The organism is Roseovarius sp. EC-HK134 (genome assembly GCF_902498815.1).
GTDB lineage: Bacteria > Pseudomonadota > Alphaproteobacteria > Rhodobacterales > Rhodobacteraceae > Roseovarius > Roseovarius mucosus_A.
This window is the reverse complement of record NZ_LR701544.1, coordinates 3,108,690-3,125,511: the sequence shown is the minus strand read 5'-3', so window position 1 is coordinate 3,125,511 and position 16,822 is coordinate 3,108,690. Positions and strand designations below refer to the sequence as shown.

The 16,822-nt window shown below is 62.3% G+C and carries 16 protein-coding genes; 9 read left to right on the top strand and 7 right to left on the bottom strand.

Annotation, left to right across the window (positions count from 1 at the left end):
* Nucleotides 1-23 precede the first annotated feature (23 nt).
* Genes GC127_RS18955 through GC127_RS18940 form a run of 4 tightly spaced genes read left to right on the top strand, consistent with a single transcriptional unit; the run spans nt 24 to nt 5,079 of the window.
* Nucleotides 24-1,274: a sarcosine oxidase subunit beta family protein gene (locus tag GC127_RS18955; protein ID WP_008281096.1), complete on the top strand. Its 1,251-nt coding sequence runs from the start codon at nt 24-26 to the stop codon at nt 1,272-1,274.
* A gap of 13 nt (nt 1,275-1,287) precedes the next feature.
* Nucleotides 1,288-1,575, top strand: coding sequence for a sarcosine oxidase subunit delta (locus tag GC127_RS18950; RefSeq protein ID WP_008281097.1), 288 nt, complete (start codon nt 1,288-1,290; stop codon nt 1,573-1,575).
* Nucleotides 1,572-4,526 carry a sarcosine oxidase subunit alpha family protein gene (locus tag GC127_RS18945; RefSeq protein ID WP_151979378.1) on the top strand — a complete coding sequence of 985 codons (2,955 nt, stop codon included), beginning with the start codon at nt 1,572-1,574 and terminating at the stop codon, nt 4,524-4,526. Before GC127_RS18950 ends, GC127_RS18945 begins: the two co-directional genes overlap by 4 nt.
* The gene (locus tag GC127_RS18940) at nt 4,519-5,079 is read left to right on the top strand and encodes a sarcosine oxidase subunit gamma (protein ID WP_151979377.1); all 561 of its coding nucleotides are present in this window, start codon (nt 4,519-4,521) and stop codon (nt 5,077-5,079) included. The genes GC127_RS18945 and GC127_RS18940 overlap by 8 nt, the downstream gene beginning before the upstream one ends.
* Nucleotides 5,080-5,268: 189 nt before the next feature.
* On the opposite strand, the gene GC127_RS18935 is transcribed toward GC127_RS18940, so the two are convergent.
* From GC127_RS18935 to GC127_RS18925, 3 genes are read right to left on the bottom strand one after another with little or no spacing between them, the layout of a single operon-like run.
* Nucleotides 5,269-6,411 (bottom strand): PLP-dependent aspartate aminotransferase family protein, encoded by a 1,143-nt coding sequence (locus GC127_RS18935; protein ID WP_151979376.1) that lies wholly within the window; start codon nt 6,409-6,411, stop codon nt 5,269-5,271.
* A complete protein-coding gene (locus GC127_RS18930; RefSeq protein ID WP_081506241.1) occupies nt 6,408-7,160 on the bottom strand; it encodes an aspartate/glutamate racemase family protein in 753 nt (250 codons plus the stop codon). Before GC127_RS18930 ends, GC127_RS18935 begins: the two co-directional genes overlap by 4 nt.
* Nucleotides 7,160-8,260 (bottom strand): anhydro-N-acetylmuramic acid kinase, encoded by a 1,101-nt coding sequence (locus GC127_RS18925; RefSeq protein ID WP_151979375.1) that lies wholly within the window; start codon nt 8,258-8,260, stop codon nt 7,160-7,162. Before GC127_RS18925 ends, GC127_RS18930 begins: the two co-directional genes overlap by 1 nt.
* Before the next feature lie 63 nt (nt 8,261-8,323).
* Here GC127_RS18925 and tyrS point away from each other — a divergent pair, with 63 nt between their 5' ends.
* A complete protein-coding gene (gene tyrS, locus GC127_RS18920; RefSeq protein WP_151979374.1) occupies nt 8,324-9,577 on the top strand; it encodes a tyrosine--tRNA ligase in 1,254 nt (417 codons plus the stop codon).
* A gap of 61 nt (nt 9,578-9,638) precedes the next feature.
* Here tyrS and aroB read toward each other — a convergent pair whose 3' ends face one another.
* Both aroB and GC127_RS18910 read right to left on the bottom strand, forming a co-directional pair.
* Nucleotides 9,639-10,757 (bottom strand): 3-dehydroquinate synthase, encoded by a 1,119-nt coding sequence (gene aroB, locus GC127_RS18915; RefSeq protein ID WP_151979373.1) that lies wholly within the window; start codon nt 10,755-10,757, stop codon nt 9,639-9,641.
* Nucleotides 10,754-11,335: a shikimate kinase gene (locus tag GC127_RS18910; RefSeq protein ID WP_151979372.1), complete on the bottom strand. Its 582-nt coding sequence runs from the start codon at nt 11,333-11,335 to the stop codon at nt 10,754-10,756. Before GC127_RS18910 ends, aroB begins: the two co-directional genes overlap by 4 nt.
* 90 nt (nt 11,336-11,425) lie before the next feature.
* On the opposite strand from GC127_RS18910, the gene GC127_RS22905 reads away from it, so the two are divergent.
* Genes GC127_RS22905 through GC127_RS18900 form a run of 3 tightly spaced genes read left to right on the top strand, consistent with a single transcriptional unit; the run spans nt 11,426 to nt 14,062 of the window.
* Nucleotides 11,426-11,575, top strand: coding sequence for a hypothetical protein (locus GC127_RS22905; protein ID WP_008281106.1), 150 nt, complete (start codon nt 11,426-11,428; stop codon nt 11,573-11,575).
* Nucleotides 11,562-13,094 (top strand): hypothetical protein, encoded by a 1,533-nt coding sequence (locus GC127_RS18905; RefSeq protein ID WP_254700196.1) that lies wholly within the window; start codon nt 11,562-11,564, stop codon nt 13,092-13,094. Before GC127_RS22905 ends, GC127_RS18905 begins: the two co-directional genes overlap by 14 nt.
* Nucleotides 13,091-14,062, top strand: coding sequence for a site-specific tyrosine recombinase XerD (locus GC127_RS18900; RefSeq protein WP_151979371.1), 972 nt, complete (start codon nt 13,091-13,093; stop codon nt 14,060-14,062). The genes GC127_RS18905 and GC127_RS18900 overlap by 4 nt, the downstream gene beginning before the upstream one ends.
* Here the strand turns inward: GC127_RS18900 and GC127_RS18895 are convergent.
* Nucleotides 13,999-14,814, bottom strand: coding sequence for a metallophosphoesterase (locus GC127_RS18895; protein WP_199861287.1), 816 nt, complete (start codon nt 14,812-14,814; stop codon nt 13,999-14,001). The two genes, GC127_RS18900 and GC127_RS18895, sit on opposite strands and share 64 nt — an antisense overlap.
* Nucleotides 14,815-14,884: 70 nt before the next feature.
* Between GC127_RS18895 and GC127_RS18890 the strand changes: the two genes are divergently transcribed.
* Nucleotides 14,885-16,192, top strand: a complete 1,308-nt coding sequence (locus tag GC127_RS18890; RefSeq protein WP_008281110.1) for an HlyC/CorC family transporter — start codon at nt 14,885-14,887, stop codon at nt 16,190-16,192.
* 9 nt (nt 16,193-16,201) lie between these two features.
* On the opposite strand, the gene GC127_RS18885 is transcribed toward GC127_RS18890, so the two are convergent.
* Nucleotides 16,202-16,777, bottom strand: coding sequence for a hypothetical protein (locus GC127_RS18885; protein ID WP_254700194.1), 576 nt, complete (start codon nt 16,775-16,777; stop codon nt 16,202-16,204).
* Nucleotides 16,778-16,822: the final 45 nt, after the last annotated feature.

Sequence of the window (16,822 nt, the reverse complement as noted above, 5' to 3'; positions counted from 1 at the left end):
TTGGGGCAAAGGAGTCGGATACAATGCGCTATTCAGGATTCAAGGTCATCAAAGAGGCCCTCACCGGCCACCGGGGCTGGGGCCCCGCTTGGCGTGATGCCGCGCCGCAGGCGTCCTATGATTACGTCATCATAGGCGGCGGCGGGCATGGGCTGGCGACGGCCTATTATCTGGCCAAGGAATTCAAGCAGGCGCGCATCGCCGTGCTGGAAAAGGGCTGGATCGGCGGCGGCAACGTGGGCCGCAACACCACCATCATCCGCTCCAACTATCTGCTCGACGGGAATGAACCCTTCTATGAATTCTCGCTCAAGCTCTGGGAGGGGCTGGAGCAAGACCTGAACTACAACGCTATGGTCAGTCAGCGTGGCATCCTGAACCTCATTCACACCGACGCACAGCGCGACGCCTTCATTCGGCGCGGCAATGCGATGATGCTGAACGGCGCCGATGCCGACCTGCTCAGCACCGCGCAGATCGTCGCGCGCTACCCTTTCCTCAACGTGAATGACGCCCGCTTCCCGATCAAAGGCGGCTTGGCGCAGCATCGCGGCGGCACCGTGCGCCATGATGCGGTGGCTTGGGGCTATGCCCGCGCCGCCGATCAGCGCGGCGTGGACATCATCCAGAATTGCGAAGTCACGGGTTTCCGCATCGAGAACGGCACATGCCTTGGCGTTGAAACCTCGCGCGGCTTCATCGGCGCCAAAAAGGTCGGCGCTTGCGTCGCCGGCTCGTCCTCGCGCCTCATGTCGCATGCGGGCATGCGCCTGCCGATTGAAAGCCATGTGTTGCAGGCCTTTGTGTCAGAGGGCCTCAAACCCGTGCTGCCCGGCGTCATCACCTTTGGCGCAGGCCATTTCTATTGCAGCCAATCCGACAAGGGCGGGCTTGTGTTCGGCGGCGACATCGACGGCTACAATTCCTACGCCCAACGCGGCAACCTGCCCGTGGTCGAGGATGTCTGCGAAGGCGGCATGGCGATCTTTCCGATGATCGGGCGCGCACGGCTCCTGCGCATGTGGGGCGGCATCATGGACATGAGCATGGACGGCTCGCCCATCATCGACCACACCCATATTAAGGGGCTCTATTTCAATGGCGGCTGGTGCTATGGCGGGTTCAAGGCCACGCCCGCCTCGGGCTTTGTCTATGCCCATTTGCTCGCCACCGACACGCCCCATCCCACCGCCACCGCCTATCGCTTCGATCGCTTCGCCAAAGGGCTGATGATCGACGAAAAAGGCATGGGCAACCAGCCCAACCTGCATTGAGGGAGACCGCGCCATGCTGATCAATCACCCCCTCCTCGGCCCCCGCGACGCCAGCGAATTCGTCTACAAAGGCGACGCCGCCCTTATCAACCGCCCCGACCCGGACGCACCCGATGCGCTGGCGCAGTTCATCGACTACGGCTATCTGCGCGACAATCCCGCCGGGGCACATCGCGAACTGTGGTTTCACGAACAGGGCGACCGCTCTTGGCTGGTCGTCACCCGCAACACGCTCACCCATGAAATCACCGCTGTGGAACTGGCCCGCGACGTGGCCCGCCGCGAGGGACGCTCCAAATGACCCAAGTAAATCGCCTCAAGGGCGGGCTGATCGACCAGAGCCGCGCCATCTCTTTCCGCTTCGATGACAAATGGATGAAGGGCCACCCCGGCGATACGCTTGCCTCGGCACTTCTGGCCAATGGCGTGCGCCTGATGGGCCGCTCGTTCAAATACCACCGCCCGCGCGGCCCGCTCTCGGCTGGCTCGGAAGAGCCGAACGCGATCGTGGAACTGCGCGACGGCGCGCGGCGCGAGCCCAATACCCGCGCCACCACCGCAGAACTGTTCGACGGCCTGACCGCGCAATCGCAAAACCGTTGGCCCTCGCTCGCCTTCGATGCGCTCTCGATCAATGACCGCCTCTCCAGCTTCTTTGCCGCGGGGTTTTATTACAAAACCTTCATGTGGCCCGCGGCCTTCTGGGAAAAACTCTACGAACCGATCATCCGCCGCGCCGCCGGTCTCGGATCACTCAGCCTGCAAGCCGACCCTGACAGCTACGACAAGGGCTATCTGCATTGCGACCTGCTCATCATCGGCGCAGGCCCCGCAGGCTTGGCCGCCGCCCTCACGGCGGGCGAATCCGGTCTCAACGTCATCCTCGCGGATGAAGATTCCCTGCCCGGTGGCCGCCTCAATGCCGAAACCTTTGCCATGGGCCAGCAGCCCGGCCATGACTGGGCGGCAGAAACCGCCGAACGGCTGGCCGCCCTGCCCAATGTGCGCCTGATGACCCGCACTACAGTACTCGGGGCCTTCGATCACGGCATCTACGGTGCGCTGGAACGGGTCAGCGATCACCTGCCCGTCCCGCCCGAGGGCAAGCCGCGCCAGATCCTCTGGCGCATCTATTCCACCCGCGCCATTCTCGCCGCCGGGGCCACCGAACGCCCCATCGTCTTCGAGAATAACGACCGCCCCGGCATCATGATGGCAGGCGCGCTGCGCGCCTATGCCAACCGCTGGGCCACCACCCCGGCGCAAGAGATCGCCGTCTTCACCAATAATGACGACGGCCATCGCACCGCGCGGGATCTTCTGGCCAAGGGCGTCACCGTCACCGCAGTGATCGACACCCGCCCCGATGCGCCCAAAGGCACCGGCTATGAGGTCATCGCGGGCGGCACCATCACCAATACCTCAGGCCGCCTTGGCCTGACCAAGGTCGAGGTGACGGACGCGCGCGGCACTCGTCGCAGCGTGACCTGTGGTGCGCTTGGCGTCTCTGGCGGCTGGAACCCCAACGTCAGCCTCACCTGCCATCAGCGTGGCCGCCCCACATGGAACGCGGATATTCACGCCTTCGTGCCCGGCGGCACCCTGCCTCAGGGCATGGTGGTTGCGGGCGCGGCCAACGGCCTCTTCTCGACTCATGCCGCCCTGACCTCGGGGGCCGATATCGCCGCCCAGATTGCGGCCGACCTTGGCCACACCGCCACGCGCCCCGATCTGCCGCAGGCCGAGGATACACCGCTGGCGATCACCCCCTTCTGGCATGTGCAGGGGGCCAAGCGCGCCTGGGTCGATCAACAAAACGACGTGACCGCCAAGGATATCAAACTGGCGCATCAGGAAAACTTCACCTCCGTCGAACATCTCAAGCGCTATACCACGCTTGGCATGGCCACCGATCAGGGCAAGACCTCGAACACCGCAGGCATGGCGATCATGGCCGAGGTGGCGGGCAAATCCATCCCCGAGGTGGGCACCACCATGTTCCGCCCGCCCTATACGCCCACCGCCATCGGCGCCTTTGCCGGGCGCGCACGCGGCAAGGATTTCCGCCCCACCCGCAAGACCCCCAGCCATTTCTGGGCCGAGGAACAGGGTGCTGTCTTTGTCGAGGTCGGCATGTGGCTGCGCGCCCAATGGTTCCCGCGCGCCGGCGAAACCCATTGGCGGCAAAGCGTCGACCGCGAGGTGCTGCAAACCCGCGCTTCCGTTGGCATCTGCGATGTGACGACCTTGGGCAAGATCGACGTGCAGGGGGCCGATGCCGCCGCCTTCCTCAACAAGATCTATTGCAACGCCTTCGCCAAACTGCCCGTCGGGCGCGTCCGCTATGGCCTCATGCTGCGCGAGGACGGGATTGCCATGGATGACGGCACCGCCGCGCGTCTGGCCGAGGATCACTTCGTGGTGACAACCACCACCGCCAACGCGGTCACGGTCTATCGCCACATGGAATTCGTGCGCCAATGCCTCTGCCCCGACATGGATGTGCAACTCATCTCCACGACCGAGGCTTGGGCGCAGTTCTCCGTCGCTGGCCCCAATGCCCGCAAACTGCTGCAAAAGGTGGTGGACCCGGAATTCGACCTCTCGAACGATGGCTTCCCCTTCATGGCCTGCGGCGAGATCACCGTTTGCGGTGGCCTGCCCGCGCGCCTCTTCCGCATCTCCTTTTCGGGCGAATTGGCATATGAAATCGCCGTGCCCACGCGCTACGGCGATGCCATGATCCGTCGGTTGATGGAGGCAGGGCGCGAGTTTGACGTGGTGGCCTATGGCACCGAAGCACTCGGCGTCATGCGCATCGAAAAGGGCCACGCGGCTGGCAACGAACTCAATGGCACCACCACCGCCCTCAATCTCGGGATGGGCAAGATGGTCTCGGCCAACAAGGATTCCATCGGGGCCGTGCTCTCGCGCCGCGACGGTCTCAATGCACCGGACGCGCTGCGCCTTGTCGGCCTGCGCCCGGTAGACCGCTCCAAACCCGTGCCCGCAGGCGCGCATCTGATGACCAAGGGCAGCCCGGTCGATGCCGCTCATGATCAGGGCTATGTGACCTCCGCCTGCTACTCGCCCAATCTCGGGCATTCCATCGCGCTGGCCTTCCTTAAATCCGGCGATACCCGCATGGGCGAAACTCTGCGCCTTGTGTCCCCCCTGACCGGCGTCGAACATGACGTCGAAGTCGTCAGCGCCCATTTCGTCGATCCAGAAGGAGAGCGCCTCCGTGCATGATCTCATCGCCATCACCCCGCTCGGGGCGACCCGTCCCCGTATCGACAACCACGGCCCCGTGACCCTGACCGAAGTCACCGACCGCGCCTTGGCCTCTGTCGCCGCCCGCCTTGGGCATGAGGCACAGACAAGCGCGCTCATAGCCGCGCTGATCGGCACCCAGGCCCCCGGCCCGGCCCGCATGGGCGGTGCCACACTCACCGCCTTTTGGATGGGACCGGATCAATGGATGCTGTCAGCCCCGGTTGAAACCCACGAGGATTTGGCCAAGCAGGTCAAGGCGCAGGCCAAAGGGGCCGCAAGCGTCACGGACCAAACCGGCGCATGGTGCCGCTTTGACCTCAGCGGCGATGGGCTGGCCGAAGTGCTGGAACGCCTCACCAACGCCAATACCCGCGCATTTACGGGCGGCGAGGCACAGCGTGCCGCGGTCGAGCATATGGGCTGCTTCCTCTTGTGCCACAGCCCGCGCCATATTTCAGTGATCGGCCCCCGCTCCTCGGCGGGCTCCCTGCATCACGCGCTCCTGACCGCAATCCGCTCGGCGCATTAACCCCGTCCCGGGCTCGACCCGGGACCTCTTGCCACTCTGCACCAACTCGTCCGGGGCTCGACCCGGCACCTCATAAACGAGATGTAAGAGGCCCCGGCTCAAGGCCGGGGCCTGTCCTCCTTAGGGGCCGTCCCGGGCCTGATCCGGGACCTCACTCAACCCCCTCAAACAACCCCAGAAAAACCCAGCCTACCCCTCCAACGCCTGCGCCAGATCAGCCATCAGGTCGCCCGCATCCTCGATCCCCACGGAAAACCGCAACAACCCCTCGGGAATGCCGGTATGCGGCTCGATCGTGTGGCGATGCTCCACCAGGCTCTCGACCCCGCCCAGCGATGTGGCGCGCTGGAACAGCTGCAACCGCCCCGCCACCTCCAGCGCCCGCTCCCGCCCGCCCACCACCACGGCGGACAGCAAATAGCCATAGCCGCCACACATCTGCCGCGTGGCAATTGCATGGCCCGCATGGCTGGCCAATCCGGGGTAAAACACCGTCTCAACCTTCGGATGCTCCTCAAGATACCGCGCCACCGCCAGCGCATTCTCACACATCCGCTCCATCCTGAGCGGCAGCGTCCGCATGCCGCGCATGAGCAGCCAGGCCTCGAACGGCCCCATCACCGCGCCCGCATCATGCCGGTCTGTCGCGATCTCATGCCACATCGGATTGCCCGGCTCGCGGCACGACAGCACCCCCGCCAACACATCCGAATGCCCGTTGAGCGCCTTGGTGCCCGAATGCATGACAATATCCGCGCCCAGATCCAGCGCCCGCGTCAGCACCGGCGTCGCCGCTGTGCCGTCAACCACCAACAGCGCCCCCGCCTTATGCGCCATGCCCGCCGCCGTGGCGATCTCAACCGTTTTCAGCCACGGGTTCGACGGCGTCTCGATCCAGACCATATCCGCCGAGGATCGGCATGCCGCCGCCAGCGCCGCCGGGTCCGCCGCGTCAATCTCATCAAGCAGGATGGCGCGCCGCACACAATAGGCCCGCACCCACTTCAACGTGCCCCAGTAAATGCCATTCTGCATCACCACCCGCGCGCCACTGGGCAATGCCCGAAACACCGCCGCCACCGCCGCCATACCACTCGGGAACAGAAGCGTCGCCGCCGCACCCTCGAGTTGCCGGATCACCTCTTCCGCCTGCCGCACCGTATCATTCTGATCGCGCCCATAGATATTGTCGGGGCGCAGCAAGGCATAATCGGCCCCCCGCGTATAGGTCGTGGCCAACGAAATTCCCGGCACCACGCCCGCCGTGGCACTGTCTTTGGCCCCCGCTGCCTGCGCGGCGATTGTTGCGGGTTTCAGCGGTTCATTCTTCATGCGTCGATCTTTCCATAGTCCATCGTGAATAACCGCCCCGGCCCCCATCCCAGTGCCCCAGCCCCGGCCCGCCGCAGCATATCCCAAAAAAGCGCCTGATTCGAGGTCACGACCGGCAGGCCCAATTCCGCCTCAACCGCGTCAATCACCCCAAAGGTGCGTAAATTGGTGCAACTGGCAAAAACCGCCTCAACCCCCGGCACGCGCCCTGCCTCCAGCATCGCACGCCGCGTGCTTGTTTCAGCAATCCGCGCGACGGTCCAATCCTCTTTCTGACCGAAACTAACCGAATGGATCACCTCGATCCCCGCCGCGCCAAGCGCCGCCGCCATCGGCCCGCTGACTTCGCGCACATAGGGCGTCACCATGGCGATCCGCCGCACCTGCAACCGATGCAAGGCCGCGATCACCGCACTCAGCGGGTTCGTCACCGGCACGCCCGGGTGCGCCAGATTGATCAACCGCGCCACCTCGTCCGATCCGATGATCGTCGCCCCCGACGTGCAGGCATAGGCCACCGCCCGCAAATCGCGTGGCAAGAGCGCCGCCGTGCGCGTCATCTCGGGCGCCATGCTGGCCAGATCCTCAGGCGTCACATCGGCCTTGGCCGGAATACGCGCATGCATCAGGTTCACATCGCGCCCCGCCAGCACCATCCGCGCCTCATATTCCACCGTCTCATCCGTGCTGAGCATGATCATGCCCAGCCGAAGCCCCGCCCCCGCGCCCTCATCCAGATCGTACTGCATCACACCCCCTCCACCCGGCTGATTGTTCCACCCGAAACAGCGGCCCGCACCCCCGTGGTGCTGGCACAAGAGGTCGGCAACCCCCGCGCCACCCGCACCGCCAGATAGGCAAAGGCCTGCGCCTCCAGCATATCGCCATCCAGCCCCACCGCCTCGACCGGCTCAACCGGGCAATCAAGGGCGGCACGCAGCATCTGCATCATCACGCGATTATGCCGCCCGCCCCCCGTCACCAGCAATCGCACCGGCGGGCGCGGGCAATGCTCCATGCCGCGCAACACCGCCGCCGCCGCCATTCCGGTCAATGTCGCCACCGCATCGGCATCGCCCAACTCTCCCACCAATCCGATCATGTCGGCGAATGTGTCCCGGTCCAGTGACTTGGGCGGCATGCGCAGAAAATAAGGCTCGTCCAGAAACAGCTCCAACGCCCCCTGCGCCACTTCCCCCTGACGCGCCAAGGCGCCATCACGGTCAAACGCCTCGCCCCGCCGCGCCAGCATCAGATCGTTGATCGGCGCATTGGCAGGCCCGGTGTCAAACGCCAGCACTGCCCCCGCCTCTTCAGGCCGCGCGAAACTTGGATCAACCCAAGTGATATTGCCCACCCCGCCAAGGTTCAGAAACGCCAGCGGCTCCGTCGCCCCGATCCATTTGGCACAGGCGAAATGGAAAAACGGGGCCAGCGGCGCGCCTTCACCGCCCAGCCGAACATCCGCGCTGCGAAAATCCCAGACCACCGGCAGGCCCAGCCCCTCGGCCAAACGCGCCCCATCCCCCAGCTGATGCGTGCCCCGCCCGCGCGGCTCATGCGCCAAGGTCTGCCCGTGAAACCCCACCAGCGCCGCGCCGTCAAACCGGCTCAAAACCTCCAGATGCGCGCGCTCAACCAGCGCTTGCGCCTCCGCCAAATCTTCGCCCGGCCACTTGCCCAACGCCGCCGCCAACACCGCTTGCTCCTCGGCGGAATAGGCACGATAAGCGCTTGGACCAAAGGCATAAATTGCCGCGCCATCAGTCTCGACCATGGCCGCATCCACCCCATCCAAAGAGGTGCCCGACATCGCCCCCAACGCCCAGAGGCGCTCCGCCTTCAACATGGCCTTTTCCTTTGCCCACCGACTGCATATACATGCCGCGCAAACCAAGCCGGGACAAGCATTATGACCTATCGCCCCAAATCCGAATTCCTGAACGTGATGATGTCGCGCGGCTATCTCGCCGACTGCACCGATTATCAGGGTCTGGACGAGGCATTGAGTGCTGGAACCGTCACCGCCTATATCGGCTACGACGCCACGGCGAAATCTTTGCATGTTGGGCACCTGCTCAACATCATGATGCTGCGCTGGCTGCAAAAGACCGGGCACCGCCCGATCACGCTCATGGGCGGCGGCACCACCAAGGTAGGCGATCCCTCGTTCCGCTCGGATGAACGCCCGCTGCTCTCACCCGCGCAAATCGACGACAATATCGCTGGCATGAACCGCGTCTTCGCCCGCTACCTTGCCTACGGCGAGGGGCCGCAGGACGCCATGATGCTCAACAACGCCGAATGGCTCGACGGTCTCAACTACCTCGAATTCCTGCGTGACATCGGGCGGCATTTCTCCGTGAACCGGATGCTGTCCTTTGAATCGGTGAAATCGCGCCTCGACCGCGAGCAATCGCTGTCCTTCCTCGAATTCAACTACATGATCCTGCAAGCCTATGATTTCCTTGAACTGAACCGTCGCCACGGCTGTGTGCTGCAAATGGGCGGCTCGGATCAATGGGGCAATATCATCAACGGCATCGACCTCACCCGCCGCGTCATCGACCACGAGGTATTCGGCCTCACGTCGCCGCTGCTCACCACCTCGGATGGGCGCAAGATGGGCAAATCGGCGGGCGGCGCGGTCTGGCTGTCGGGCGATATGCTCAGCCCCTATGAATTCTGGCAATTCTGGCGCAACACCACCGACGCCGACACCGGGCGCTTCCTCAAACTCTACACCGAATTGCCGGTTGAAGAATGTGACCGCCTTGGCGCTTTGGAAGGCTCCGACATCAACGCCGCCAAGATCATTCTCGCCAACGCCGTCACAACCCTCCTGCATGGGCCCGAGGCGGCGGCGGCGGCCGAGGCCACCGCGCGCGAGGTGTTCGAACATGGCGGCGTGGGTGATGACCTCCCCACCGTCGAGGTGACAGCGGATGAACTGGCCGCAGGGATTTCCATCGTGCAACTCATCGTGCGCGCCGGTCTTGCCAAATCCGGCAAAGAGGCCAAGCGCCTGATCACTGAAAACGGCGCGCGTCTGGATGACGAACCGTTAACCGACGCGGGCCTGATGATTGACGCCGCAGCCCTGACATCGCCGATCAAGCTGTCGGCGGGAAAGAAACGTCACGCCCTCGTCAAGCTGTCAGACTAAGCGGCTAACGGCAACAGCGGACCTTACAAAATCAGCTTACGATTTGTAAGGTCCGTAAGGGTCACCCTCGCCCGCGCAGCGCCTCGCGCAGCACGTCGCGCACAACATCCGGCGGCACGTCCGAGGTGATGAACGCCTCACCAATCCCGCGCGCAAGGATGAACCGCAGCTTGCCATCAACAACCTTTTTATCCTGCCCCATAAGCGCAATCAGCCCATCGGCATCTGGCAAATCTCCTGCAATATCAGAAAGATCAACCTTCATCTTCATGTCGCGCAGATGCGCCCGCACTCGGCTTGGGTCTTCCTGCGAACACAAGCCAAGCCGCGCCGACACCTCGAACGCAAGTGCGCAACCAATCGCAACCCCCTCCCCATGCAAGAGCCGCGACCCATCATACTGTGTGGCAGACTCTAAGGCATGACAAAATGTATGACCCAGATTAAGCAAGGCCCTGTCACCTTGCTCGGTCTCATCGCGCGTCACAATCTCGGCCTTCATCTCAACCGACCGCGTCACAAGATAAAGTCGCGCTGCCCTATCACCCGCTGCGGCACGTGAAGCATTGCCTTCAAGCCACTGAAAGAATTCACTATCTCCAAGCAATCCGTATTTGGCCACCTCGCCATAACCGGCCAGATAATCGCGTTCCGTCAGCGTTCCCAACACCTCGATATCCGCCAGAACAAGGCTTGGTTGGTGAAACGCTCCGATCAGGTTCTTGCCATGCGGCGCGTTGATCCCCGTCTTGCCCCCCACAGAGCTGTCGACCTGCGCCAGCAAACTCGTCGGAACCTGAACAAAGCGTACGCCCCGCCGCAGCACCGCCGCCGCGAACCCGACCAGATCACCAATCACGCCACCGCCAAAGGCAATCACCACGTCATTGCGCTCAACCTTTTCCTCCAGCAACCATTCGACAACCCGCTCGAAATGCGGCCAGGATTTGGTCGCCTCCCCCGCCGGCAGGGTCAGGGAAACTGAAGAAATACCATTCTTTTCCAAACCCTTGCAAAGCGTTGCTAAGTGCAGAGGCCCCACCGTCTCATCGGTCACAATCGCCACACGCGGACGCCGCAACAGGGGGGCAATCAGCGCCCCGGATTGCCCCAACAGACCCGGCCCGATGTGAATATCATACTCCCGTCCCGGCAGGCCCACATGCACGATTTCGGTCATTCCACCCACTCCAATACGTCCTTGCGCGCGCTCAGCGCGTTAAGAACTTGCTCGGCCATTGCCTCGACACTGTACTCCGACCGCGCCCGCACCCGGATCTCTGCCAACTCATAGATCGGCACACGGGCATTATAGATATCCGCAAGCGTCTCATATGGATGAGCTGTGCGCAGTAAGGGCCTGGTATTCTTTCCTTTTACCCGTGACCACAAAAGCGGAAGATCCGCATCGAGCCAGACCGAAACCCCCTTGCGCGCCACAAGATCCCGGTTGCGCTCCGCCAAAAACGCGCCCCCGCCCGTGGACAGGATCGCACGCGGCCCATCGAGCAAACGGTCGATCACCTCGGTCTCCCGCGCCCGAAAGAACGTCTCGCCATCCCTTTGAAATATCTCGGAAATCGCCATACTCGCGGCCTTCTCGATCTCGGCATCCGAATCGAGAAACGGCACGCCAATCCGGGCCGCCAGCGCCTTGCCCACCGCCGTCTTGCCCGCCCCCATCATGCCCACCAGCACAACCGTCTTGCCCAATGTCCAGTGCCCTTTGCCCGACACTTTCGGCGCTCCCTTGCCCATTCACAAAGTTTTTCATTCAATGACGTGATCTTGCGCAAAAGGCCAGTTATAACTTGGGAAAAAGAACGGGCAATTCAGGCAGGGGATAACATGCTGCGATTGATCAAGTGGCTGATTTATCTGGCTATTCTAGGCTTCATTGCCTTAGTGGCCTATGCCTATATCGGGCCATTCTTTGGCGCGGATTTCTCACCTGACCAGACCGAGATTCGGCAGGACATCATTCTTGAGACGGATTAGCACGGTAGTTTTCCTTGGATTGACCACGACGGGTGCCGCCCTCGCGCAGCAACCGCTTTCTGCGATTGAGTGGTTGGATGAGGCCAGCACCGCAGCCGTCACGACCGTACCGCGCCCCTCATTCTCGGAACCGCCCTCCGCGAATACCGTCACCGTACCAAACGTGACCGTCACCGCGCTGGACGCACCGCGTGCGGATGCTGTCGGCCTACTGCCCAGCACCACCACAGGCTTGCCAGTAACCCTTTGGGAAAAAAGCACAACTTCAACGCTTTTGCGTGCCCTGTCACATCTAGAATCCGAACCCTTACCTGCCATTCAGGCGCTCTATTACACCCTGCTGCTGGCCGAGGCGAATGCGCCTCTTGATGCCGGATCAGATGCCGCATTCCTGCAAGCACGCCTCAAGGCGCTGCGCAGCTTTGGCGCGATAGAACCCGCACAGGCCATGGCAGAGCGGGCCGGACCCATGACAAAATCACTTTTTGATCAATGGTTTGACCTCTCTCTTCTGCTCGGACAAGAGGACCCCGCCTGCGCCATGCTCAGCCGCAAGCCGCGTCTGACGTCGGATATCGGCGCGCGTATCTACTGCGCCGCCCGCAGTGGCGACTGGAACACCGCCGCGCTCACCTATCACAGCGCGACGGCCCTCGGCACACTCTCCGAAACCGATGCCACCCTTCTGGCACTCTACCTTGATCCCGAATTGATCGAGGAAACCGAACCGCCGGAACCACCCCAATCCCTTACAGCGCTGCAATTTCGCCTGTTTGAGGCTATCGGCACCGCCCTGCCAACCCATAATCTGCCGCGCGCCTTCGCCATGGCTGATTTGCGCGGCAATTCCGGCTGGAAGGCCGAAATCGAGGCGGCAGAACGTCTAGCGCGCACAGGTGCCGTGCCTGCCTCGCGCCTTTTGGGCCTTTATACAGATCGCCGCCCGGCTGCCTCAGGCGGCGTCTGGGATCGGGTTGCGGCAATTCAAGCGCTTGATCAGGCGCTAAGCGAAGGGGCATCACAAGACCTTGTCGAAGCCTTGCCAAGAGCCTGGCGCGCCGCGCGCGACCAACGGCTAGAGGTGATCTTTGCCGAGCTTTTTGCAGAGCGCCTTGATACTGCAGAAATCCCGCAAAAAATCGCCTCGCAAGTCTTTGAAATCATGCTTTTATCAGAGCAGTATGAAACTGCATCTGCGCGGCTTTCCTCGCCCTCGTCGGATCAACAGTTCCTGATTGATACCGCCCGTGGTGCCCCATCGGCCGAAGCGGCGCGCACCTCACTCCAAAGTGCGATCGCCGCAGGATTCGCCAACAGCGCCCCGCCGGCAGATCATCAGGCGCTGATCGACGCCGGACGACTGGGCGAGGCGATTCTGGCCGCTGCGCGACAGATCGGCCATGGCGACAGGGCGCGCGATGCGCTGCCTGGGGCAATTGCCACGCTGCGCACCTTGGGGCTAGAGGACACCGCCCGCCGCGCGGCTTTACAATTGCTGCTGTTGGACCCACGCGGGTGACCGAGGCTACGCGCTGGATTGATCTCTTTCTCGAGGCGCAGGCCGCCGAGCTTGGAGCCGCTAAAAACACGCTGCTCGCCTATGCACGGGATCTCAAAGACTTTTCCGAATGGGTTGAAAATCAAGGGCTTGCGCTGCAATCTCTCACTCAGCCTGACATTGATCGCTATCTTGTCTTCTGCGATGAACAGGGCCTCGCGCGGGCAACGCGGGCGCGCAGGCTCTCGGCGATTCGTCAGCTTTACCGCTTTGCTTTTGATGAGCGGTTGCGCGCGGATAACCCCGCCATTCGCATCAAAGGGCCGGGTAAGGCACAGCGCCTGCCTAAGACCCTCAGCGAAGAAGAGGTCAGCCGCTTGCTCGACATGGCCCCCGCTCATGGGCGCACAGCGTCGGAGCGCAGCCGCAACGCCTGCCTTGTGGCGCTGCTCTATGCCACGGGCATGCGCGTCAGCGAGCTGGTGTCCTTGCCGCTTGGTGCCGCGCGAGGCGATCCACGCATGATTTTGGTGCGCGGCAAAGGCGGCAAGGAACGCATGGTGCCACTCTCGCCGCCCGCGCGCGCAGCCCTCAGCGACTGGCTTGCGATTCGCGATGCCGAAGAGAGCGCCCGCCGCGCCAAAGGCGTGCAATCCTCCCCCTATCTCTTCGCCTCAGGGGGTGCCTCTGGGCATCTCACGCGCCATAGATTTTATAACCTTATCAAAGAAATATCTGTCAAAGCTCATGTTGATCCCGACAAGGTCACGCCGCATACCCTGCGCCATGCCTTTGCCACGCATCTTTTGGCCAACGGTGCCGATTTGCGCGTGATCCAGACGCTTCTTGGTCATGCCGATGTCGCCACGACCGAGATTTATACCCATGTGCTTGAAGCCCGCCTTCAGGCGCTTGTGCAAGAGCATCACCCGTTGGCACAGGCCGCCCGGCGCAAGACCGGGGGCAAAACCTCCTCGGATGGCCAATAGCCAGATGTAAGGGCCGTATCATAGCCCTGCACCAGCCCCGCCGCCCGCATCGCAGCCTGCGCGCCCAGATAATCATAGGCGAGACGATGAAAGGTCACGTGCGCGTCCAGTACGGCAAATCCGGTCTCGACTCGTCCATCATGGGGCGGCATGCCGATTGCCCCCGCATTAATCCAGTCCACCGCGCCGATACGTCGCTGAAACATCACCCCGGAATGGCCTGAGAAAACATAATCAATATGGCCTGCAACCTTTTGAATATGTGATATTTCCTCAAGAAAAACTGCCTCATCCGACACTGGCCAGACGAATCGGCTGACATCCGTCAGACCGCCATGGATCACGGCCGCGCGTCGACCAGCATGGGTGAACAGGATGAGATCTGGCAGCGTCTCCATCCAGCCCCGATCCGCAGCCCCAATGAATCGGTCGGCGTGGCGATACCACCCCGCCGACAAAAGATCGCATTGCGTGCCCGCGCCAAAGCCACAGCCGCAGTCCAGTTCATTGCGCGCCAACTGCCGCTCACAATTGCCCGCAAGCACAGGACACTCCGCCGCACGAATAAGGGCCACCGTTTCGGCAGGGTTCGCACAATAGGCCACGACATCGCCCGTACAAATCCGGCGCTCCGGGGGAAAGTGATGTGCATCTGCCCATGCCAGAAACGCCTGCGTCGCCTGCAAATTAGAATAGGGCCCTCCGAAAATCAGCACAGGGCCAAACAACTCTCCTAAATCCATGATCCGCATGGCCCATGCTCCCTTGAATGCAGGGGACGGACACCCCATAACCCAATAAATTAAAAGGGACTGCAAAGAGATGGAAGCCGCGTCAAGCGCAACCGACCTGACATTTTGGATCACCTGCGGTGCGATCGTCACCCTGCTGGTCATGTCTGCCTATTTCTCGGGCAGCGAAACTGCGCTTACTGCCGCCTCCCGCGGGAAACTTCGGGCGCAGGCGGAAAAGGGCTCGCGCGGGGCGGAAACGGCGCTGCGGATCACCGAGGATAACGAGCGGCTCATCGGCTCGGTTCTGCTTGGCAACAACATGGTGAACATTCTGGCCGCGTCGCTGGCCACAGCGCTCTTTACCCGCCTCTTTGGCGAGAGCGGTGTTGCCCTTGCCACGCTGGTGATGACCCTTCTCGTGCTGGTCTTTGCCGAAGTCCTGCCCAAGACCTATGCCATCACCAATGCCGAGGCCGCCGCTGCGCGCACCGCGCCCATCATCGTCTGGGTGATCAAGATCTTTTCCCCGATCGTCACCGCCGTGCGTTGGTTCGTGCGCCGGGTTCTGGCGCTTTTTGGCGTGCAAACCGATCCTGACAGCCACATTCTGGCCGTGCGCGAGGAAATCGCAGGTGCGCTATACCTTGGGCAATCCGAAGGGGTGGTGGAAAAGGAAGACCGCGACCGTATCCTTGGCGCGCTCGACCTCGGAGAACGTGCCGTCGAGGAAATCATGCTGCATCGCTCGCGGATCGAGATGATCGACGCCGAAGCAGAGCCTGACGCGATTCTCGATCAATGCCTCAAGAGCAACCACACCCGCTTACCGCTTTATCGCGACGACCCTGACAACATCATCGGCGTGGTGCACGCCAAGGATCTGTTGCGCGCCATGCACAAACTGGTGACAGAATCGCAGGATGGCGCGGCGGCGCTCAAGAATTTCGACGTATGCAGTATCGCGCGCAAACCCTATTTCGTGCCTGAAACCACAACGCTCGACGACCAGATGCGCCAATTCCTGCGGATGCGCAGCCATTTCGCCATGGTGGTTGATGAATATGGCACGCTTCAGGGTCTGATCACGCTCGAGGATATTCTGGAAGAAATCGTCGGCGAGATCACCGATGAATTCGACCCGGATGCCGAACATCCCGTGCGCCGGACCGAAGACAATCAGTTTCTCGTCGATGGGGCGATGACCATCCGCGACCTCAACCGCGCCAACGACTGGAACCTCCCCGACGAGGCCGCCAATACCGTCGCAGGGCTTGTGATCCATGAGGCGCAGATGATCCCCAAGGTGGATCAGGTCTTTATCTTTCACGGCTTCCGGTTTCAGGTCATGGCCCGCAAGGACAACCGCATCACGCGATTGAAAGTGCGCAAGCTTTGAGGGCGCGTGTCACAAACGGTCTTTGTATTTCAGAACGTCGCGATCCACCCCCAGCCCGATGAGCGGGCTCAGCAAATCGCGCCAGAGGCTCGGGCGCGGCTTGTTCAGCGGGGCCTGATCGCGCGGCAAGCGCAGATCATCCTGTAGCATCGGTTCCAGAATACGCTCATCCAGCATCCATCGCCCCCGCCGCCCTTCGTCGCGGTCCGCCTGCTGGTAGCTCAGCCACTTCGAGAGCCGGTGCTGGCAACACGGGAGTTTACCGGGATAAATCAGGTAAAATCCACTGTTGACCCGCAAACAGATATTATCCAGCACCCGTGCCACGCCACGATATGGCTCTGGCACATGTGGCTTTGGCATGTAATTGAACCGCCCCGGATCGCCGTTGAAAAAAACGGAAAGCGCTGTGCACAGATCAATACCACGTTGCGCCATGGCCCAGCCCAAGACAGGCTCAGGCGCAAGCGCCCAGTCATAGTCGATGAGCGCCTGATGAAACGACTCTGGCGCTAGGCCACGCAAATACTCGATTTGCTCGGCAACAGGGCTTGCGGACCAATCAAACGGACTGGCTTGCGGCATCATCGGCTCCGTAACTATCGCGAAAAAACAATGCGCTATCTCTGC